The sequence below is a fragment of the Vibrio sp. RE88 genome, from assembly GCF_013113835.1.
Lineage (GTDB): Bacteria > Pseudomonadota > Gammaproteobacteria > Enterobacterales > Vibrionaceae > Vibrio.
This window is the reverse complement of sequence record NZ_VTYQ01000003.1, coordinates 706,643-727,407: the sequence shown is the minus strand read 5'-3', so window position 1 is coordinate 727,407 and position 20,765 is coordinate 706,643. Positions and strand designations below refer to the sequence as shown.

22 protein-coding genes are annotated in these 20,765 nt (G+C 47.6%); 17 read left to right on the top strand and 5 right to left on the bottom strand.

From position 1 onward, the window contains the following. The first annotated feature begins 20 nt into the window (after positions 1–20). From fliH to flhB, 12 genes are all read left to right on the top strand, one after another. Positions 21–821, top strand: coding sequence for a flagellar assembly protein FliH (fliH, locus tag F0265_RS09295; protein WP_171748642.1), 801 nt, complete (start codon positions 21–23; stop codon positions 819–821). Beyond that, on the top strand, positions 821–2,146 hold the full coding sequence (gene fliI, locus F0265_RS09290; protein ID WP_038513031.1) for a flagellar protein export ATPase FliI: 1,326 nt from the start codon (positions 821–823) through the stop codon (positions 2,144–2,146). The genes fliH and fliI overlap by 1 nt, the downstream gene beginning before the upstream one ends. 3 nt (positions 2,147–2,149) lie before the next feature. Further along, the gene (gene fliJ / locus F0265_RS09285) at positions 2,150–2,590 is read left to right on the top strand and encodes a flagellar export protein FliJ (protein WP_171748641.1); all 441 of its coding nucleotides are present in this window, start codon (positions 2,150–2,152) and stop codon (positions 2,588–2,590) included. A gap of 138 nt (positions 2,591–2,728) precedes the next feature. Beyond that, positions 2,729–4,783 carry a flagellar hook-length control protein FliK gene (locus F0265_RS09280; protein WP_171748640.1) on the top strand — a complete coding sequence of 685 codons (2,055 nt, stop codon included), beginning with the start codon at positions 2,729–2,731 and terminating at the stop codon, positions 4,781–4,783. Between the two features lie 37 nt (positions 4,784–4,820). Beyond that, a complete protein-coding gene (fliL, locus tag F0265_RS09275) occupies positions 4,821–5,318 on the top strand; it encodes a flagellar basal body-associated protein FliL (RefSeq protein ID WP_171748639.1) in 498 nt (165 codons plus the stop codon). A 7-nt stretch (positions 5,319–5,325) separates the two neighbouring features. Continuing rightward, positions 5,326–6,381: a flagellar motor switch protein FliM gene (gene fliM / locus F0265_RS09270; RefSeq protein WP_171748638.1), complete on the top strand. Its 1,056-nt coding sequence runs from the start codon at positions 5,326–5,328 to the stop codon at positions 6,379–6,381. Between the two features lie 24 nt (positions 6,382–6,405). Further along, positions 6,406–6,816, top strand: coding sequence for a flagellar motor switch protein FliN (gene fliN, locus F0265_RS09265; RefSeq protein ID WP_006959499.1), 411 nt, complete (start codon positions 6,406–6,408; stop codon positions 6,814–6,816). 3 nt (positions 6,817–6,819) lie between these two features. Beyond that, positions 6,820–7,239, top strand: coding sequence for a flagellar biosynthetic protein FliO (gene fliO / locus F0265_RS09260; RefSeq protein WP_006959496.1), 420 nt, complete (start codon positions 6,820–6,822; stop codon positions 7,237–7,239). Further along, positions 7,226–8,101, top strand: coding sequence for a flagellar type III secretion system pore protein FliP (gene fliP / locus F0265_RS09255; protein WP_171748637.1), 876 nt, complete (start codon positions 7,226–7,228; stop codon positions 8,099–8,101). The genes fliO and fliP overlap by 14 nt, the downstream gene beginning before the upstream one ends. A 12-nt stretch (positions 8,102–8,113) precedes the next feature. Next, positions 8,114–8,383: a flagellar biosynthesis protein FliQ gene (gene fliQ / locus F0265_RS09250; protein WP_038513020.1), complete on the top strand. Its 270-nt coding sequence runs from the start codon at positions 8,114–8,116 to the stop codon at positions 8,381–8,383. An 11-nt stretch (positions 8,384–8,394) separates the two neighbouring features. Continuing rightward, positions 8,395–9,177, top strand: coding sequence for a flagellar biosynthetic protein FliR (fliR, locus tag F0265_RS09245; RefSeq protein ID WP_019274560.1), 783 nt, complete (start codon positions 8,395–8,397; stop codon positions 9,175–9,177). Positions 9,178–9,186: 9 nt separating this feature from the next. Continuing rightward, positions 9,187–10,317 (top strand): flagellar biosynthesis protein FlhB, encoded by a 1,131-nt coding sequence (gene flhB / locus F0265_RS09240; RefSeq protein WP_038513015.1) that lies wholly within the window; start codon positions 9,187–9,189, stop codon positions 10,315–10,317. Between the two features lie 28 nt (positions 10,318–10,345). Here the strand turns inward: flhB and smrB are convergent, their stop codons facing one another. Beyond that, a complete protein-coding gene (gene smrB / locus F0265_RS09235) occupies positions 10,346–10,876 on the bottom strand; it encodes an endonuclease SmrB (RefSeq protein ID WP_021457332.1) in 531 nt (176 codons plus the stop codon). Between the two features lie 62 nt (positions 10,877–10,938). Here smrB and prmB point away from each other — a divergent pair, with 62 nt between their 5' ends. Next, a complete protein-coding gene (gene prmB, locus F0265_RS09230) occupies positions 10,939–11,871 on the top strand; it encodes a 50S ribosomal protein L3 N(5)-glutamine methyltransferase (protein WP_019274562.1) in 933 nt (310 codons plus the stop codon). Between the two features lie 186 nt (positions 11,872–12,057). Next, complete coding sequence (gene aroC / locus F0265_RS09225) at positions 12,058–13,143, top strand: chorismate synthase (protein ID WP_171341328.1); 1,086 nt, start codon at positions 12,058–12,060, stop codon at positions 13,141–13,143. A gap of 38 nt (positions 13,144–13,181) precedes the next feature. Here the strand turns inward: aroC and F0265_RS09220 are convergent, their stop codons facing one another. Continuing rightward, a complete protein-coding gene (locus F0265_RS09220; RefSeq protein ID WP_171748636.1) occupies positions 13,182–15,197 on the bottom strand; it encodes a DUF885 domain-containing protein in 2,016 nt (671 codons plus the stop codon). Positions 15,198–15,627: 430 nt separating this feature from the next. After that, complete coding sequence (locus F0265_RS09215; RefSeq protein ID WP_006959475.1) at positions 15,628–16,251, bottom strand: trimeric intracellular cation channel family protein; 624 nt, start codon at positions 16,249–16,251, stop codon at positions 15,628–15,630. A 222-nt stretch (positions 16,252–16,473) separates the two neighbouring features. On the opposite strand from F0265_RS09215, the gene F0265_RS09210 reads away from it, so the two are divergent. Further along, positions 16,474–17,004, top strand: a complete 531-nt coding sequence (locus F0265_RS09210; protein WP_171748635.1) for an elongation factor P hydroxylase — start codon at positions 16,474–16,476, stop codon at positions 17,002–17,004. 34 nt (positions 17,005–17,038) lie between these two features. Here F0265_RS09210 and F0265_RS09205 read toward each other — a convergent pair whose 3' ends face one another. Both F0265_RS09205 and F0265_RS09200 read right to left on the bottom strand, forming a co-directional pair. Next, positions 17,039–17,515, bottom strand: coding sequence for a hypothetical protein (locus F0265_RS09205; RefSeq protein WP_171748634.1), 477 nt, complete (start codon positions 17,513–17,515; stop codon positions 17,039–17,041). A 13-nt stretch (positions 17,516–17,528) separates the two neighbouring features. Next, positions 17,529–19,667, bottom strand: a complete 2,139-nt coding sequence (locus F0265_RS09200) for an LruC domain-containing protein (RefSeq protein ID WP_171748633.1) — start codon at positions 19,665–19,667, stop codon at positions 17,529–17,531. Positions 19,668–19,825: 158 nt separating this feature from the next. On the opposite strand from F0265_RS09200, the gene F0265_RS09195 reads away from it, so the two are divergent. Both F0265_RS09195 and F0265_RS09190 read left to right on the top strand, forming a co-directional pair. Further along, positions 19,826–20,089: a YfcL family protein gene (locus tag F0265_RS09195; protein ID WP_006959471.1), complete on the top strand. Its 264-nt coding sequence runs from the start codon at positions 19,826–19,828 to the stop codon at positions 20,087–20,089. A gap of 138 nt (positions 20,090–20,227) precedes the next feature. Continuing rightward, complete coding sequence (locus F0265_RS09190; protein WP_171748632.1) at positions 20,228–20,752, top strand: NAD(P)H-dependent oxidoreductase; 525 nt, start codon at positions 20,228–20,230, stop codon at positions 20,750–20,752. Positions 20,753–20,765: the final 13 nt, after the last annotated feature.

Here is a 20,765-nt window from a genome sequence, read left to right as displayed (position 1 = left end):
AGTAAAGGGTTAAGGTTTCTATGTCTGGGGAAAGAAAGCGTGGTTTTTTGCGCTTAGATAATGATGAACAAATTCAGAAGCCTGAGCGTTGGGGGATGCCGGATTATACGTCTGACACTCACAAGCACGCAAAAGAAACGGCGATGAATTACGACCCAGGCTGGATGCCGACCTTGTCCGAGCCTGAAGAAGAAGCCCCTAAAGAGCTGACTGAAGAAGAAATCGAGCTTATCAAACAGCAGGCCTATCAGGATGGCCTGCATCAAGGTCAAGAGGCTGGTTTTAAACAAGGTTACGACAAAGGCAAAGAGCAAGGTCAGCAAGAAGGTCATCAAGAAGGGCTGGAAGCGGGTAAAGCAGAAGGCATCGAAGCGGGGCAAGAATTCATTCAGCAGCAAGTCCAGACATTTGTTGGGCTGGCAAATCAGTTTGCCCAACCTCTTGAGCTGATGAACGCTCAGGTTGAAAAGCAATTAGTCGATATGGTGCTGACTTTGGTTAAAGAAGTCGTCCATGTCGAAGTTCAAACCAACCCTCAGGTTGTCTTGGATACCATCAAACAATCCGTTGAATCTCTGCCAGTATCAGGCCATTCCATTACACTCAAACTGCATCCGGAAGATGTTGAAATCATTCGCTCTGCTTATGGGCAAGAGGAATTAGAATTTCGTAACTGGACCCTGACGGCAGAGCCTGCACTGAATCGCGGGGATGTGCAGATCGAAGCCGGTGAGTCGAGTGTTAACTACCGCCTTGAAGACAGAATACGCAATGTATTACAGAGCTTTTGTGGGGTAAATCGCCACCAAGGTGGTGAGTAATGTTGGCGCTGGCTGAACGCCTTTCTCAGTACCAAACGCAAGGGTTAACCTGTCGCCCCGTTGCTTCGGGGAAGCTGGTTAGGGTTGTTGGATTAACTCTTGAAGCCACCGGATGCCGCGCTCCTATCGGCAGTCTGTGCAAAGTCGAAACCATGCATGGTGAGATGGAAGCAGAGGTGGTGGGTTTCTCTGGTGATAATCTCTACTTGATGCCCAGTGAGCAAATCACGGGTGTGTTACCTGGTGCTAAAGTGACGCCCTTGACGAGTGAAGCTGGTTTACCTGTGGGTATGGAACTTCTTGGGCGTGTTATTGATGGCGTTGGTAATCCGTTAGACGGCCTTGGCCCTTTGTATACTGAGAAGCGAGCAGCCTTCAACGCCGATCCCATTAACCCTCTTGCGCGTAAACCTATTTCTGAGCCTCTCGATGTTGGCATCAAAGCCATCAACGGACTTTTGACGGTCGGCAAAGGTCAGCGTATTGGTCTGTTTGCGGGTTCAGGTGTGGGTAAGTCGGTTACGTTGGGCATGATGACTCGAGGAACGACCGCGCAAGTGGTGGTGGTAGGCCTAATTGGTGAACGTGGACGTGAAGTAAAAGAGTTTATCGAAGAAATTCTTGGAGTAGATGGCCGCCAACGTTCGGTTGTCGTGGCGGCGCCTGCTGACTCTTCACCACTGATGCGCCTTAAAGGCTGTCAGACCGCACTGACAATTGCGGAATACTTCCGTGACCAAGGGTTAGATGTACTGCTGTTGATGGACTCTTTGACACGATTTGCGCAGGCTCAGCGTGAAATTGCCCTATCTGTAGGCGAGCCGCCTGCAACCAAAGGTTACCCACCTTCAGTATTTGCCAAGTTACCAGCCTTGGTGGAGCGAGCGGGGAATGGCGGTCAGGATCAAGGGTCTATCACGGCATTCTTTACCGTGTTGACGGAAGGGGACGATCTCCAAGACCCAATTGCAGATGCATCGCGAGCAATTCTGGACGGTCATATTGTGCTATCGCGTGAAATGGCTGATGCAGGTCATTATCCTGCCATTGATGTGGAGAAGTCGGTCAGCCGTGTCATGCCACAGATTACTTCGGAAGAGCAGATACTGATGTCCAAAGCGGTACGTCAGGTGCTGTCTGTTTGTCGTAAAAATCAGGATCTGGTATCGATTGGCGCTTATAAGCCGGGATCTGACCCAGCAATCGACAGTGCGTTTACTTTAAAACCTCGACTGGATGGTTACCTACAGCAGGCCATGAAAGAGACTGTTCCATACGACATGTGCGTCAATATGCTGCGTAATCTTCTGCAGGGAGATTCGTAATTTATGGATAATGCGCTGGATTTTCTATTAAGTCAGGCTCAGGAGCGAGAGAACCAAGCGGTACTTGCACTCAGTCAAGCGCGAGTTGAATTAGATGGTTATTATCAGCAGCTAGAGCAGATAGAAAACTATCGTCTAGATTACTGTAATCAATTGGTTGAACGAGGCAAACAAGGGCTAACCGCTAGCCAATATTCTCACCTGAACCGCTTCCTCACGACCTTAGATGAAACCTTGGCCAAGCAGAAACAGGCTGAAGAGCATTTCAAATCACAAGTAGAAAGCTGTGAGCAAAACTGGCTGGAATGTCGTAAGCAACGTCGCTCTTACGAGTGGCTGATTGAGAAAAAGCAGACAGAAAAAGAACGCTTACAGAATATTCGTGAGCAAAAACAAATGGATGAGTTTTCTACCCTCCAATATTCCCGCCGTACTTCGAACTGATATCACATTTATCGCGTTTTCCCCCCGTTGATTGGCGCACTTCTTGCAGATTTTCTCGTTAACTAACAGGTTGCCGCTACTTGCTGTTCGAATGATTGGCCGTGACTGTTCTCTCAATTATGCGTGAGTGATCTATTTATGAATGTGAATCTAACTCCGGTTTCCGATACGCCTAAAACGTCGAGCTCCGCGTCTCCATCAGTCGAAGCTGGGGACGAAGCTCAGCAGTCTGAAGGTTTTTTCTCCAAACTGGCGGCTTTAATCAAGGGAGACTCTGGCGAGGAAAAAGTGTCAGAGTCAGACTCTGCGAAAGCTGAGCAAGTGACGGAAGGAGAAGAAAGTACTAAAGCGCTTCTAGAACAAGAGGTTAGTGGCGATGAAGAAATCAGCGGCGATGGTGATGAAGTTGCTGAATCTGGAAAAGTCGTGGCAGCAGATACAGACGGTGCTGCGGCTGATGAACTATTAAAATCTGACGACAGCACGCCAAAGCAAAGTATCGCGACTGACCTTGAATCTTCGGCAGAAGGCAAGGTATCGGTTAAAGCTGATGGAGATGCAGAGAAGATCATTTCAGAGAATGAAGAACTGCTCGGGCGATTGAATGAGGCCAATAAGGCCCTGCAACCCAAAGACGGCAACGAGTTGCCACAGAAATCTCAATTAGTGGCCGAGGGAGAAAAACCGGCTAATCCGCTGAAAGTAGAGAAAATTGGTGAGGAAGCACTGAAGAGTACCGCTAAGGCCGATGTTGACGCAGAAACCAATCTGAAGGCTAACAACCAGTCGAACACGACTAAAGAAGGCGCTATACCTCTTGAACAGAGCAAAATAGCGTCTGAGTCTGCTTCGCTAAAACAGCAAGTGAGTGAAGACCAAGTCGTCATTCCTGAAAACGCCAAGCGCTTTATTGAGCGCGATAGTGAGCAAGAAGCAGCGTTGGCGTCAACAACAAGCAAAATTCAACCAGAGCATGTTGCGGTTGTAGGCGGCGTGGGGGCAGCAGCGGGCCTAACTCAATTAGCCGATAGCAAAACGGAGATGACCAGCCCTGAGATTGAACTTCTAAAGCAAGAGCTTAAAGCCCAAGGCTTAACAGACAAAGAAATTGAACAGGTTGTGGAAGCCGCGAAAGCTGAAGCTCAAACTCAATTAGCCGCGACAAAAGGAGGGGAGACAGTTCAACCCTTGAAAGCGACAGCGGAAAAACCGGTTCAAGCTAAAGCAACTCAAACTCTGCAGGCGGCTAGTGATGCAACCTCAGACAGCATTGTTGAGCCTACCGTTGCAGCAGGTGTGGTCGCTGGGGCGGCAGCCATACCATGGGCTGTTTCTTCCGCAGAAGCAGGGGCAGAGGAGTTGCAGATTCAGCCGGATGTCAAACCTAAGGCACAGCAAGCCCATTTGGCTCAGTCTGTACAGCAGGCACTGCACAGCTCTTCAGCAGCAACGGTTAGCGCTGCTCAAAACAATCTTCAAGCGGCTCAGCAGGCCACGGCTATGCCATTACCCAACGAATTGGCGGCAAGTCAGCTTCAACAAGCGGTCGCTAGTCCAGCCGTGAGTGAGCAAGCGATGCTAAAAGCGGTAATGGGGGCAAAAGCGGCGGGAACATTGGGCAAATTAGCCGCAACAGAAGGCAAGCAGGGTCAGGGCCATGAAGCGGGCTTTGCACAGCAGCTTTCTCAGGCAGCAGGTCAACAAGGTTTGACGGTACAGAATCAGTTACGTGCCGAACAAGCAGCCGCGCAAGCACCAATGCAGCTGAATCGTGAGATTGCAGGTGAGCAAGTTGCTGAACGTGTGCAGATGATGATGTCGAAGAACCTGAAGAATATCGATATTCGTCTTGACCCACCGGAGTTAGGGCGACTACAAATCCGGATGAATATGACCGGTGATGGCGCTACCGTGCACTTTACAGTCGCCAACCAGCAAGCGAGAGATGTCATCGAACAATCGATGCCGCGCTTGCGAGAAATGTTAGCTCAGCAAGGGGTCCAATTGGGTGACTCTTCAGTTCAGCAGCAATCTTCTGGCCAGCAACAAAACCGCTATGCGGCTGGAAATGGTCCGGGAAATGGTCAAGGTAACGGCAATCAAGCCTTCTCGGGTGAAGAAAACCTTGAACCAGACGTCAATCTTGATTTGAATGTCGCAACAAAGCGTGATGGAATTAGTTATTACGCTTAAACTGTAGAAAAGTAAGAAAAATAGAGAAAGATCGGATATGGCAGACGAAGAATTAGAAGCAGAAGCACCCAAAGGTAAAAGCAAGCTGTTAATTATCATCATCGCTGTTGTTGTTTTGTTAGTCGGCGGTGGCGGTGCTGCGTTTTTCCTTATGGGATCGAGCGAACCAGAACAGATGGAAGAAACCGCTCAACAAGAAATGGTGGTCTCTACTGAGCCTGTCTCTTACGTCAATATTGCGCAGCCGTTTTTGTTCAATGTGACTGGCGACAAAAAAGATCGTTTAGTTCAGATAAAAGTGCAGCTAATGGTGCGCGGTACTGACAATGAAAACCTTGCACGTTATCACTCACCACTGATTGAAAGCTCGTTACTGGGCACATTCGCATCAGCAACCGTTGACCAACTTCGCAGCGTCAATGGCCGTGTTGAGCTTCGTGATAAAGCAACAGAAGATATTAAAGCGAGTCTGACTCGTGCGGTAGGACAGCCTGTGATTGAGCGAGTGTTGTTTACCGATTTTGTAATACAGTAGGTGAAGAGTGACCGATCTATTAAGCCAAGACGAGATTGATGCGCTACTCCACGGTGTCGACGATGTTGATGAGGTAGAAGAAGAAGGCGGTGCCGCTGCGACGGATGCCAGCGCGGTAGACTTTGACTTCTCTTCTCAGGACCGCATTGTTCGTGGTCGAATGCCGACACTGGAGTTGATCAATGAGCGTTTTGCGCGTCACATGCGTATCAGCTTATTCAATATGCTGCGAAAAACCGCCGAAGTGTCGATAAATGGCGTACAAATGATGAAGTTTGGTGAGTACCAAAACACGTTGTACGTACCCACTAGTCTAAACATGGTGCGCTTTAGACCACTGAAAGGGACAGCCTTGATCACCATGGAAGCACGTTTGGTGTTTATCTTGGTGGAAAACTTTTTCGGTGGTGACGGCCGCTTCCATGCGCGTATCGAAGGTCGTGAGTTTACGCCTACCGAGCGTCGAATTGTTCAACTGCTGCTTAAAATCGTTTTTGAAGATTACAAAGAAGCATGGTCGCCAGTGATGGGAGTCGAGTTTGAATACCTCGATTCTGAAGTAAACCCGAGTATGGCGAACATCGTCAGCCCGACGGAAGTGATTGTTGTCAGCTCTTTCCATATCGAAGTCGATGGTGGTGGCGGTGATTTCCACGTGGTGATGCCTTACTCCATGGTTGAACCTATTCGCGAGCTTCTGGATGCGGGTGTCCAGTCAGATAAAATGGAAACCGACGTTCGTTGGAGTACGGCGCTTCGCGAAGAAATTATGGATGTTCCGGTTAACTTCCGAGTTAACTTGCTGGAGCAAGACATCTCATTGAGGGACTTAATGGAGCTTCAACCGGGCGACATTATTCCAATCACTATGCCTGAAAATGCCACTATGTTTGTTGAAGAGCTGCCTACTTTCCGTGTGAAGATGGGACGTTCTGGTGAGCAGCTTGCGGTTCAGGTGTCTGAGAAAATTAAACGCCCAGATGTGGTGAAGACAGATATAGCCTTCTTGGGTAAAGACGTCATCTCTGAATTAGAAGAAGATGACGGTGAAATTGAAGATTAATACAAAAGTAAATAGGTAACAGGTATGGAACCGAGCGACGATCAAAAACTGGCGGACGAATGGGCTGCGGCATTAGGCGAAGACCCTGATGCGCCAGAGGTAGATGTAGATGAGGTTATGGCCGCTCAACTTGATGAGTTGCAAGACACCGGGTCGCCTATTTCGGAAGACGAACGCCGTAAACTTGATACGATTCTGGACATTCCGGTAACGATTTCTATGGAAGTCGGCCGTTCACAAATTAGTATCCGTAACTTATTGCAACTCAACCAGGGTTCAGTTGTAGAACTGGAACGCTTGGCTGGTGAGTCATTGGACGTTTTGGTTAACGGTACCTTGATTGCACACGGTGAAGTGGTGGTGGTCAACGACAAGTTTGGTATCCGTCTGACTGACGTAATAAGCCAGACTGAGCGAATTAAGAAGCTAAGGTAGGTTATGAGACAACAGTTAAAAGGAGCGTTACTGTGTGTCCTGACACTTCTCTCTCCTGCTGTTTGGGCTGAAACTGCGACAAGTAATCAGTTAGATTGGGCGACCACGTTTGGGTCGCTCTTGTTCGTTGTGGCGTTCATTCTCTTTTTGGCTTGGTTGCTGAAACGCATGCGTGTGCCAGCGATGATTAACCAAAGTGGGCTGAATATCGTGCGCCAGATTCCAGTCGGCACTCGTGAGCGAATCATGATCGTGCAGGCGGGTGAAGAGCAGTTTTTAGTTGGAGTGACCGCACAGTCGATACAACTGATTTCCAAATTGGATACCCCTTTGACTCAGGAGGAGCTGAACAAATCTGCATTGGCGGGCAGTCCTTTTGCCACTCAATTGACTCAGCTATTGAAAAAGAATGATAAACACTAGTCGATTCGCTTCACTGATACTGACTCTATGCCTGAGCTTTTTTTCGGCAATTTCATCTGCTGAGGAAAGCATTGCAACGCCTATTCCTGACAATGCTGCTCCATCGCAATCGGTCACCGTGTCTGCCATGGAAAAAGAGCAGGGCGCGGCACGAACCATTTCAACCGGCAGCTTTACTGGTGGTGGGGGAGGCATTCCTGCGTTCACTATGACCACTAACCCAGATGGCAGTGAAGATTATTCGGTTAACTTACAGATTCTAGCGTTAATGACCATGTTGGGTTTCTTGCCCGCCATGGTTATTTTGATGACGTCTTTTACGCGTATTGTAGTGGTGATGTCGATTCTTCGTCAGGCGATGGGTCTGCAACAAACGCCATCCAATCAGGTCATCATAGGCATCGCGATTTTCCTGACCTTCTTCATCATGTCGCCAGTATTGAACGAAATTAATGACAAGGCGATTCAGCCTTATATCAACGAGCAAATTACGGCGCGCCAAGCCTTTGATGTTGCTCAGGTGCCGATGAAAGATTTTATGCTCAAGCAAACGCGAGTCAAAGATCTGGAAACCTTTGTTAATATTTCTGGCTCGGATGCAACAGCACCGGAAGATGTTTCAATGGCGGTGTTGATCCCAGCATTTATTACGTCTGAATTGAAAACCGCTTTCCAGATAGGCTTTATGCTCTTCTTACCGTTTTTGATTATCGACTTGGTGGTCGCCTCGGTTCTGATGGCAATGGGTATGATGATGCTTTCTCCTATGATCGTTTCTCTACCATTCAAATTGATGCTGTTTGTCCTTGTTGATGGTTGGAACCTGATTCTGTCGACTCTAGCCGGCAGCTTTGCCTTGTAGCGGGAGGAAAGCATGACGCCTGAAGTATTTGTTGAGTTATTCAGAGGTGCACTGTGGATGGTGCTGATTATGGTATGTGCCATTATCATCCCCAGCCTACTCATTGGTTTGATTGTTGCGATTTTTCAGGCTGCCACCTCGATTAACGAACAGACGTTGAGCTTCTTACCTCGTCTAGTAGTGACTTTACTGGCGTTGATGTTGTTCGCCCATTGGATGACACAGATGTTGATGGAGTACTTTTTCTCAATTGTTGAGCGCCTGCCTCAGGTTCTCTACTAAGGCGGTATCACGTGGAGTACCCAACGAGCCTGATACTCGACTGGATAGCCAACTACTTCTGGCCCTATACCCGAATCGCTGCCATGTTAATGGTCATGTCGGTGACAGGGGCTCGTTTTGTTTCTACTCGTGTCAGACTCTACCTTGGTTTGGCAATCACATTTGCTGTGATGCCAGTTATTCCTGCTGTGCCCGACACCATAGAGTTGCTCTCTTTCCAAGGGTTCATGACCCTTTTAGAGCAGATCATCATTGGTGTCGCGATGGGCACCATCACTCAGTTCATGATTCAGACCTTCGTCATTCTCGGCCAGATCCTGGGTATGCAAGCGAGTTTGGGTTTTGCTTCCATGGTCGACCCTGCCAATGGTCAGAATACGCCATTGCTAGGTCAGCTTTTTATGTTCCTTGCTACGATGTTTTTCCTCGCGACCGATGGTCACTTGAAAATGATCATGCTGGTGGTGATGAGCTTCAAGTCGCTACCTATTGGTAGCGGGTCGTTGAACACTGTCGATTTTAGGGAATTAGCTCTTTGGCTAGGGATCATGTTTAAAGTCGCACTGAGTATGTCTTTGTCTGGGATTATTGCGCTGTTGACGATTAACTTATCGTTCGGCGTTATGACCCGTGCGGCACCACAGCTGAATATCTTCTCTTTGGGTTTTGCGTTTGCTCTGATCGTCGGTTTGTTACTCTGTTGGTACATTATCGCCGGGCTCTTCAGCCACTATGAGCTATTCTGGTTGCAAGGGGAGCAGCAAGTTTGCAGCTTCATACGCTTAAATTGTTAGGGGGCTGAGTTGGCAGAATCAGACGGTCAAGAACGCACCGAAGACGCCACGCCCAGGCGCTTGCAACAGGCTCGTGAAAAAGGGCAGGTTGCAAGGTCAAAAGAATTAGCGTCGGTATCTGTGCTTGTGATTGGCGCCATTGCCCTGATGTGGTTTGGCGAGTCACTTGCACGTGCTTTATATACGCTCATGGGGCGTCTGTTCGACCTCTCTCGTGACGAAATTTTTGACCTGCCAAAGTTGTTTGATATTGCTCTTGGCTCGATGGGCAATTTACTTGGCCCGTTGCTGTTGATTCTTGTTGTCTTGTTCATTGCCGCTTTAATCGGCGCAGCAGGGATTGGCGGTATTAGCTTCTCAGTTGAAGCCGCGATGCCCAAATGGTCGAAAATGAACCCACTCAGCGGCCTGAAACGCATGGTAGGTCTGCAAAGCTGGGTTGAACTGCTTAAGTCGATTCTGAAAGTGACGTTAGTGTCTGGTGTTGCTTTCTATTTGATCGATGCCGCGCAGGAAGATCTGTTTCAGTTGAGTATGGATGTCTATCCGCAGAACATTTTCCACGCGTTAGATATCTTGCTTAACTTTGTACTGTTGATCAGTTGTTCGTTGCTGATTGTTGTCGCGATCGATATCCCTTTCCAGATCTGGCAGCACGCCAATCAATTGAAGATGACCAAACAGGAAGTCAAAGACGAGTACAAGGAGACGGAAGGTAAGCCTGAAGTCAAAGGGCGGATCCGTATGTTGCAACGTGAAGCCGCTCAACGTCGAATGATGTCAGAAGTCCCCCAAGCCGATGTCATTGTCACTAACCCGGAGCACTTCTCTGTGGCTCTGCGCTATAAACAGGATACTGATAAAGCGCCGATTGTGGTGGCGAAAGGTACCGATCACATGGCGCTAAAAATACGAGAAATCGCTCGTGAGCACGACATTTATGTTATTCCTGCCCCTCCGCTTGCACGTGCGTTGTATCACTCCACGGAGCTAGAGCAAGAGATTCCTGATGGGCTGTTTACGGCGGTGGCACAGGTGCTGGCTTATGTGTTCCAGCTTAAGCAGTACCGTAAACGTGGTGGACAGCGTCCTCACTTTAAAGCGTCAGATCTACCGATCCCACCAGACTTAAGGCAATAGAAACTGTCTTCTATTTGTGAGTGCATTTCTATTTTTCTGGGATCGACAGCAGAACCAGCAAAGCGCCGTCACCGCCAAACTCTAATGGTGCTTGGTGAAACGCCATGACATCAGGGTGCTGCGCCAACCAAAGCGGCGTTTTCTGCTTGAGAATATGCTTACCAATGCCGTGTTGAACACACGCACACGAAATCTCATTTTTGATGCAGTATGCGATCATCGAGCCGAGTTCGCGCTTGGCTTCATTTTGCGTCATGCCGTGCATATCTAAAAATACATCTGGGACATACACACCACGGCGAAGGCGTTTCACTTCATATTGAGAAACGTCATCGCGGGCATAGCGAGTCGGGCCGTCTTCATTGAGAAGTGGCACGAACTCATCAGAAAAATAAAACTCTGTATCGCTGGCTTCACGCGCGCTACGTTTGATTTCTTTTTGCTTAGTATTTTTTTTTGGCTGCTGGACTATGGTATCCTGTCGCAACTTTTTTACGCCTTGTACTGCATCCCTGAAAAGGGCGAAATCATCATCAATTTCGGTGTCTTTTTTGCTCATTGGGTCATAGATACATAAATAAAATGCTATTGGCAGTATTGTAGCGCTTTTCGGAGGCAATTTTGGATAAGATTTTTGTAGAAGAAGCGGTATCAGAGTTACACACGCTTCAGGATATGATTCGTTGGACTGTGAGTCGTTTCAACGCCGCAAACCTATTTTATGGTCACGGCACTGATAACGCATGGGATGAAGCCGTTCAGCTGATCCTGCCAACGTTGTACTTGCCAATTGACGTGCCTCCGCATGTATTAAATTCTCGTTTAACCAGCAGTGAGCGCCTGCGCATTGTTGAGCGCGTTGTGAAACGAATCAATGAGCGTACTCCAACCGCATACCTGACCAACCGTGCTTGGTTCTGTGGCTTAGAGTTTTTTGTCGATGAACGTGTTCTAGTGCCTCGTTCTCCAATTGGTGAGCTGATTCAGGCCGAGTTCCAACCTTGGCTAATCGAAGAGCCAACACGCATCATGGATCTGTGTACCGGGAGTGGCTGTATCGCGATAGCCTGTGCACATGCTTTCCCGGATGCAGAAGTTGATGCCATTGATATCTCGACAGATGCACTGCAGGTGGCCGAACAGAATGTTCAGGACCATGGTATGGAGCAGCAGGTATTCCCGATTCGCTCGGATCTGTTCCGTGATCTGCCAAAAGAGAAGTACAACCTGATTGTGTCTAACCCACCGTATGTGGATCAAGAAGACATGAACAGTCTGCCTGATGAGTTTACTCATGAGCCTGAACTTGGCCTCGCTGCGGGTACGGATGGTCTGAAACTGGTGCGTCGTATTCTGGCTAATGCGCCAGATTACCTAACGGATAATGGTATTCTTATCTGTGAGGTGGGTAACTCTATGGTTCATATGATGGAACAATATCCACATATCCCGTTCACTTGGCTTGAGTTTGAAAATGGTGGCCATGGTGTATTCATGCTGACGCGTGAACAGATGCTGCAACATGCGGAAGAGTTCTCAATCTATAAAGACTGAGTATCATTCAGCTCGCTTGATTTGATAAAACGCCGGACAGCCCTGTCCGGCGTTTTTTATTGGTAAAGAAAAGCAAAATAGATCGGCTTTAGGGCTTTACATCAAATCGCAATAACGCCACTATGAATTTACGAACAATTGTAATGTACAGCTTTGTTTACAGAGCTGAAGAAATTTGAGGAAGTAATGGCAGGAAACAGTATCGGACAGCATTTCCGAGTGACGACATTCGGAGAAAGTCACGGTATCGCACTAGGATGTATCGTCGACGGGTGCCCTCCAGGGCTGGAAGTAACTGAAGCGGATATTCAGACGGATCTTGATCGTCGTCGTCCGGGTACTTCTCGTTATACCACTCAACGTCGCGAACCAGATGAAGTGAAGATTCTGTCTGGCGTATTCGAAGGTAAAACCACAGGTACTTCGATTGGTCTGTTGATTGAAAACACAGATCAACGCTCAAAAGATTATTCGGAAATCAAAGACAAGTTCCGTCCAGGTCACGCTGACTATACCTACCACCAGAAATACGGTGTGCGTGATTACCGTGGGGGAGGCCGCTCCTCTGCACGTGAAACCGCTATGCGTGTAGCTGCGGGTGCTATCGCTAAGAAATACCTGAAGCAAGAGTTTGGTATCGAAATCCGCGCTTACCTATCTCAAATGGGTGATGTGTCGATTGAGAAAGTGGATTGGGATGAGATTGAAAATAACGCGTTTTTCTGCCCAGATGTCGATAAAGTTGATGCGTTAGATCAACTGATTCGCGATCTTAAAAAGCAAGGCGACTCGATTGGTGCCAAACTACAGGTTGTCGCAACCAATGTACCTGTTGGTTTAGGCGAACCTGTATTTGACCGTCTGGATGCTGATATCGCTCATGCGCTGATGAGTATCAACGCGGTGAAAGGTGTTGAAATCGGCGATGGATTTGATGTTGTTAGCCAAAAGGGCAGCGAGCACCGTGATACTTTGTCTCCAGACGGTTTCGGTAGTAACCATGCTGGTGGCATTTTAGGTGGTATCTCGACTGGTCAGGATATTGTTGCGAACATTGCCCTAAAGCCGACGTCTAGTATCACCGTCCCGGGTGAAACCATCACCAGAGAAGGCGAACCTACTCAGCTGATCACCAAAGGTCGTCATGACCCATGTGTTGGTATTCGTGCAGTGCCTATTGCAGAAGCCATGCTGGCAATTGTAGTGATGGATCACTTACTTCGCCATCGTGGTCAGAATCAAGGTGTGACGACAGAAACACCTCAGATTTAGTGAATAGAAACGGCTTCCACAAGGAAGCCGTTTTTCATTTAGGCCTGTTGTTTTGTAGAAATCCAGTTATTGATGTTGTTCTTCATCACTTCCATCGGTTGTTGCCCGTAGCGTAGCAGTTGGTTGTGGAATTCAACGTATTCAAACTTATCTCCTAGCGCTTGTTGAGCCTTTTCAAGCAATTCTCGGATAACCAGATAACCGGACTTATAAGACACCGCCTGACCGACATAGGCGGCGTAACGGAAGCTTTCAGATTCTATGTCACCTTCGCCGAGCGCGGAATTGGCGTGCATATAATCGCGTGCCTGCTGAATACTCCAGCCGTTGGCGTGAATGCCGGTATCGACCGCTAATCGCATATTCCTCAGTTGTGCTTCGTTTAGACTGCCAAAGTACTGTAGAGCATTACATTCCTGCTCATCTGTATAGATTCCTCCTTGGAACTGGCTATAGTCAGTGTCGGAAGTGCACATGCCTTTGCCGTTAACAAACGTCGGCTGATTCTGCGCGTTGAGCTCTCCATAAATGCCCATTTCAATACCAAGCCATTCGGTATAGAGCGCCCAACCTTCGCCATAAGCGGTGTACCAGATATCCTGCATATAATCGGGCAGATTCGCAGGTGGGTATTCCTGCGCGTACGCGTTTTGGAAATGATGACCAGGCGCCGCTTCATGTAACAGCAAGGTCGAGACATTCCATTTTTGCAGACTGTAATCTGGGTTGGTGTTGAGAGTGAACACATTGTCATCGTAGGAGGCCACACCATCATACATCTCGCTTTCAGCAGGGGTTGGCTCTATGGAGTAGTCGGTTTTGATAGGTTTAAAATAGCTGGCGACGACATCGTTGGCATTGTCTTTAAACACATAGTAGTCCGTCAGCGCGTTTTGGCAGGCAGAAGGAGAGGACGCGCTACTGCAGACTGCTGCGTATTCCTTGTTTGTTGTTTGTAGACCATCTCGGCCATAAAAGAATTGCTCGCTGTTGAGGTATTTAAAAAACTCGCCGAGATTGATCTGACCTGAGTCCGTCGCGAGTTCAAACGTCCGAGGTGAAACGTCACCTGTTGCTGGGTCTCGATACGCCGCTTCCACGATGGAACCGCGCTTAGCAACCACCACTTTTGCCACGCGAATCATCTCCGCTTTAGCTTCGGCGACTAGTTGTTCACCCATCTGGTGTAGCTCGGCGGCTGACTTTCCGGTGGTGCTGTTTCGGTCTAGGTGCCACTGATACCAGCTCTGCCCATTGGGTAAATCACCCCAGCCAATATTCTTGTCGGTGAGCTGCCCTTCACCGCGAGCGATCTTAACGTACTGATTATGCAGATACGCCAACAGCTCTTGGGTTGCCCGCTGTGCTTTCTCAACTTCCTGCGTGTATTGATTGATAAAAGTTGGCGTATACCCTGACTGAGTTTTTAAGTCGTTTAATCCTACCTTGAGCATGGCAAAATTATTGTAGCTAATCGTGTCCACGCTGTTTTGATATAGGCGTTCAGCAAGAATGGCGGGTAGTTGAATACCTTGCTGTGTGGCTTGCTGATATTGGCTGTGTAAGCCCCTGACCCAAGAGGTGTACTCTTTGAGCATGGTTAGTTGTTCTTGGTACGTTTGTTCACTGTCGGAATCTGTATCAATAGCAGCGCCCGCTTCTTCGGCATTCCACTGAATGTAGTTGTAAAAATGCGTGACTGGGACATCGAAGTTGCCAAAACGTGTGTTGGCGAAGCTTGCGCCGCGAATCGCAATGGTGCGGTCAAAGCGGAACGTATCGTAGTAGACCTTTTCTTCATCGGTTAAAGCGCTTCTTTCTATTTCAAGAAGCTTGTCGAGATAGATACGATCCAAAGACTGACGTGCGGCAGCTATCTGATCATTGACGATACCAAAGTGAGTGCTATCCAGAGATTGTGATTCATGTTGGTAGCTGTCGAGTAGTGCCGTCAGCTGGGTGGAAGCATCATTTGTTTTTGGCGTGGAACTACAGCCAGCCAAGATGACGGCTAGCGTTATTGCCGATAGGGTAATACGTTGTTTGTTTCTCATCTTCAGACCTTTCAGCTTATTTTAAGTGACGGCAAGGAAAAGAATGGAGAGAGATTAACGATAGTGAATTCGGACTCTTCCTTGCGGGCGACCAGAGTAAAATAAGTCGTCTGCTGTGTTTGTGCAAAAGGTCACAGGACAAATTAACGGATAATTAACCCGTCACGCACTCATAATTGAAAGTTGCATCAATATGTTAGCGATTGGTGAGCAAGTACGTCGTTTTGAAGAGGCGTTATTAAACCAATGAAGAGATTTGCAGAATACTTGAATGTACTTTCATCGCACAATCGCGCTTCGATGGCAGGTTTTGGTGGTAAATCCAAGTTGGCTCACAAATGATTCTTAGCGGTAAATATTTGAGCGAATATTATTCATAGCTAGGCGACAAGTTAGAGAATAAAACGCCCCTAGAATGGGGCGTTGTGAATTAGTGGAGAGAACCTTCAGTTTCAAGGTGGAATGAAGGCAGACGCCATTTAAAGCGAACCGCAGCCATGCGCAGCATGTAGCCAACGACTAGAGTTGAGATGGTCGCGGTGACATCATTAATACCAAACTCCAGTAACGCTAGGTAAAGGCCTGAAGCAATCAGGGCGACAGACGCGTATAACTCTTCGTGCAAGACAAGCGGTGTTTGACGGCAGATTAAGTCACGCAATAGCCCACCAAAAACGCCTGTTACCAGTGCCGCTACCATACAGATCATTGCATGATGGCCCATCGCCAACGCGACTTTAGTGCCAATGATACTAAAAACAATCAGGCCCAGTGCATCGAGGCGAATAAACAACCCTTTAAACTTGATGATCCATTTTGCCAACCCAGTGGTTAGCACGCCTGCAATGCAGGTGATCGCGAGAAATTGTGGGTTCTCTACCCAACCGAGCGGGTAGTGGCCAAGGAGGATATCGCGCACTGTTCCACCGCCAATTGCTGTTGCACTCGCAACGAGCATAACCCCAAACCAATCCATTTTTCTTCGACCTGCACTGAGTGCGCCGGTCATGGCCTCAGCTGTGATGCCAATGATATATAAAATGCTCAATAACATTGTTTCGTCCTACGTGACGTGCGGATTGGAAAATCTGCCATTCTGTAACCAATAAAAGGCAGTTTAGTGGGAAATGTGATCTGTGACGAATGAGATTTTATGAATGTGAAGGGGGCTTTCGCATAATTATTTCTAATGTCAGTAGTTGGTGTAGGGATTTGCAATTGGGATCAAAAATGCGAGAATGCCGAGCGCTGTAATTTAAACCATGATTTTATCCCCATGAACCACAAATATCAGGACCTGATCAACATTTTTAACGCCACTTTTCTAAGTGAATATAATACGCGTTTGGAGTTAGGGGGCGACGAGCCTATTTACCTGCCAGCGGATGACAGTCAGCCTAATCACCGGATTATTTTTGCTCGTGGTTTCTATGCGTCAGCACTTCACGAAATCGCGCATTGGTGTGTCGCAGGACCAGAGCGTCGCTTATTAGAGGATTTCGGCTATTGGTACGAACCGGATGGACGCACTGAAGCGGTTCAGGCTGAGTTTGAGAAAGTTGAAATTCGCCCTCAGGCTTATGAGTGGATCTTCTCTCTTAGTGCAGGTTTTCCGTTTACAGTGAGCTGTGACAACTTAAACGGAGACTTTGAACCTGATCGTTTAGCCTTTATGCACAAAGTTCATACGGAAGTCGGTAAGATATTTGAGCAGGGTATGCCACTGCGTGTTCGTATGCTTTCATATGCATTACGGTCTTTTTATCAGCAGCCTGCTCTGGATTATTCCATGTTTGAAGTAATGTAAAACCAGCCGCAGTATGCGGCTGGTTTGCTTTTCGTTACTGAATGAGCCAAGTCGTTTCGGCTTGATTGTTGTGATTGAGTGTATAGACCAATGGTGCAGTGTTGGGTTCCATGACGGAAACTACTGCAATCAATGATTCGCAATGATTAGGTACTCGTAGCTGATAATTGCCTGTTCCGGATTGCAACGCAGCTTTCAACAGGCACTTGTCATAGTCAACAGACTCCACGTTTCCCCCAGCATTATCACAGACGGAGATGTAAACCTGAGAGGCTGAAAGGTGAGGTAGGCTGACATCTATGTCGACCTGATACACCGAAGCAAGATTATTGTCATAATCGATACGCACATCGGCCAAAGTGTTGGAATCTTCATCGGTTGATGCTGCAGCGGCTGAAGAGCCCGTAGATGAACCTGAAGAGCCTCCTTCACTACCTCCGCCGCCACCACAGCCGGAGAGAGAAACAAGTATTACCATTGCAAATAAGTGCGTCAGTTTGATATTCCACATAATTGTTTCTCCTTTAGTCGATATAAATTTTGCCGTCAACAGAAGTCTCGTACCAGGTAGGTTCAGTTTGACCTGTGGCGTCTTCGGCATAATCGTCAAATTTGGTGTAAGCCTCTAAAATATTGACCTGTTCGTATGGATGCTGCCAGGTTGTAGGGATCTCTATACCCCAAGGTAGACCTTTGTCATCGTGGTAGTGGGTATCACCACTTGATGCATCGACACCGTAAGACTTGTATCGCGTGTCAAACTTACTGGTCGGGGATTGGTTTTTGAGGTGAATTTCTAAACCTCGTCCTGGGAACCCGCCTGTCAACTGATAACCGATATCACCGTAATAATGACCAGGTGCCGCAAATATAAATGGGTCATACGGGAACTCTGGCATGGTTGATGTGTCGACTGCATTCTCAAACGAGAAGGTTAGGATCCAGCTTGGACGATAACTCGTTCCGCAGTTTTCTTGAGTTCGGAACATAGTGCACTCTTCAGCTTCACCAGGCTCAGTAATATCCCACAAGTCTTCATGAATGATGAATACCGCGTCAACAGTGTCTGTTTCGAGTACGGTCGCGGTTTGCAGCTCGTTGTTCACGTAAAGTTGTACTGAGTCTGATTTAACGTCTTCTTTTGCCACATTAGGTAATCGAATAGCAAAACCTGAGTGGTAGTCACCGCCGAGAGCGGCGACCTTACCTTCAATTTTCATACGAATGACTTGGTCGTTGAGCTGGTACTCTGTGTATTTAACGTTCATCAGGACATCGTTCATGTCATAGTCGCCGCTTTTTGGATATTGATCCTCATAGGCGAAAGAAGTGTAACCACCACCGCTGGGGTATAGTTCGGTTACTACACCGCTCTCCGTGATGTCGACCAGGTAGTCTTCCACCTCACCTGCGGGAACACCGCCGCTTGGACCAATGCCCGATGTGTTGGAAATTCTGAATCGAGCCCAAGTCTCTCCGGTGACAGCCCAAGTAGGAACAGTGAAGAAGATGTCACCAGTGCTATCGCTCATCGATTGGTCGCTGATGATGATTTCGTTAGACTCAAACTCACCATCTCGGTCGAAATCAATCCAGGCATTGAGCACTGAACTGTCAGATGTGCCTGCAGCCGTTGCGATGATTTTACTGGTTTGTCCCACCTGAATTGGAACAGGGAATTGGATACCGTCATCATCGTCCGAACCATCTGAAGTATCATCACTGAGCGGATATGGGCTACCGTCGGTCTCTCCATCAATAACAGAACCTAACTTAAGATCTGACATACCATGACGCGCACCAGAAGAGGCGAAAGTCGTTTTGTAACTGTCTGGTGCATCGCCGAAATCGGTGTATTCACTGGGTTCGACTGGAGCGAGAGCACAGCGAGCACCATCGTTGGAATTACTGGAAGGGCCATAAGCAAAAAATTCTGCGCTGGAGCTGTTTCCATTGATAGTTACTTTGAAGACATACCCATTGCTGTTGTTGCTGGCGTAGAAATTACCATCGACATCGAAATAGACCGCACCAAAAGTAAAGCGATATCCGAGTACATTTTTATCTAACAGTTGGTTCAGTCGATTGGAAGTGCCAGCGTTGACATCAATCTCCCAAAGGTAACCATTTGAATCGATGGAATAAGCCAGGCTGTTGTCAGGATGAAAGGCCAAATCGTATATTACAGGATTGCCGAATTGGCTAGGCGGTGATGAAAGCTCCATGACAAGAGTATCTAAATCAATTTTGTAGAGCCCGTAATTAGGCCTGTAGCCGTACCAGGCATTCTCATCAAGAGATACGTCACCAACGTAGATAGAAGTAGGGGCACCAGATGGCTTGCTGACATTGAGCAACGTTTTTGTAAAGGTGGAATCAATGCGAGAAAGTGAGGCTGTGCCATAGTCCCAGCCGTAAATGAAGTCGTCATGTTTGCTATAACCCACACCATTTAGCTTTGCAGTATCTAAATTGGAATCCAGTGTGACGTAGCTACCGACGTCGATGTTGACACCGTAGGCGACTGGCGTGCCTGTTGGATTCTGAATCAAAAATGCTTGAGTCGGACACGAGGTGAATGGTGTCTCTGCAAAGGTGAATGATGCTTGGAACAAAGCAGTTGCTACCACCGATATGTTTAAAGCCATTTGTTTTCTTTTCATGGGTCCTTCCTCGCTGAACTTCGTTGAATAGTTGAGGAAGTGCACAGCGCGTGCCATGCTGTCAGCCCTTGATATAACTAGGGTTTGCGTTAATTTTCTCAATGTGAGAAGCTCTGCATTCTTTTTGAGAATCAAACTGACCCGGGCAATAGAGCATTATGATTATTGAATTTGAAGAGAAGCTGCTAGAAATGATTGATGCGCGTATTGAGACCGCATCTGATGACGAGTTGTTTGCTGGTGGGTACCTACGTGGACATATTTCTCTATCTGCTGCTTCGTGTGAAGAAGAAGGCGTCAATGATATAGAAGAACTGAAAGTACGTATTCAAGGCAGTCTGGATGACGCACGTTCTGAATTGAGCCCTGCCGATCGCACTATCGTCAATGACCTTTGGCTTGAGCTAGTCAACCAAGCTTAATTTCTCCTGATATTTTTTAAGTTAAGGGCTTGTTCGAAATTTTCGAACAAGCCCTTAACTATTTTATGGTTGTTGGTTTTCTGTTCGCTGGATATGCTCTTCTTTACATAGTAAGGAGAGAGTCAAGGAGACAGAATTATGAAAATCGTCGCTTTTGGAGCTTCAACCAGCTCAACGTCTATCAACAAAACGTTAGTAACTTATGCTGCTCATCTAGTTGAAGGAGCAGATGTGACTATTTTGGATCTCAACAGCTACGATGTTCCGCTGTTTAGTGAAGATAAAGAAAAGGAAATTGGTCAGGCTGAGGGAGCGAAAGCGTTTTTGGCGGACCTTGCTCAGGCCGATGCGTTGATTATTTCTTTCGCCGAGCACAATGGCTCTTACCCCGCTGCGTATAAAAACCTGTTTGATTGGGCGACACGCATTGAGCGTAACGTATTTGCCAATAAACCCGCTGTTTACCTTTCAACATCACCTGGTCCCGGTGGTGCATCTAATGTTTTAGCTGCTGCAACAGGCTCAGCACCATACTTTGGCGCTGAAGTGAAAGCTTCTGTGTCTATCCCAAGCTTTTACGACAATTTTGATTTGGAGTCCGGCTCGTTTAAAAGTCAGGAAGTGGCTGAGCGAGTCAATGCTGCGGTCTTAGCGCTGAGTTAGACAAGACGCTCCT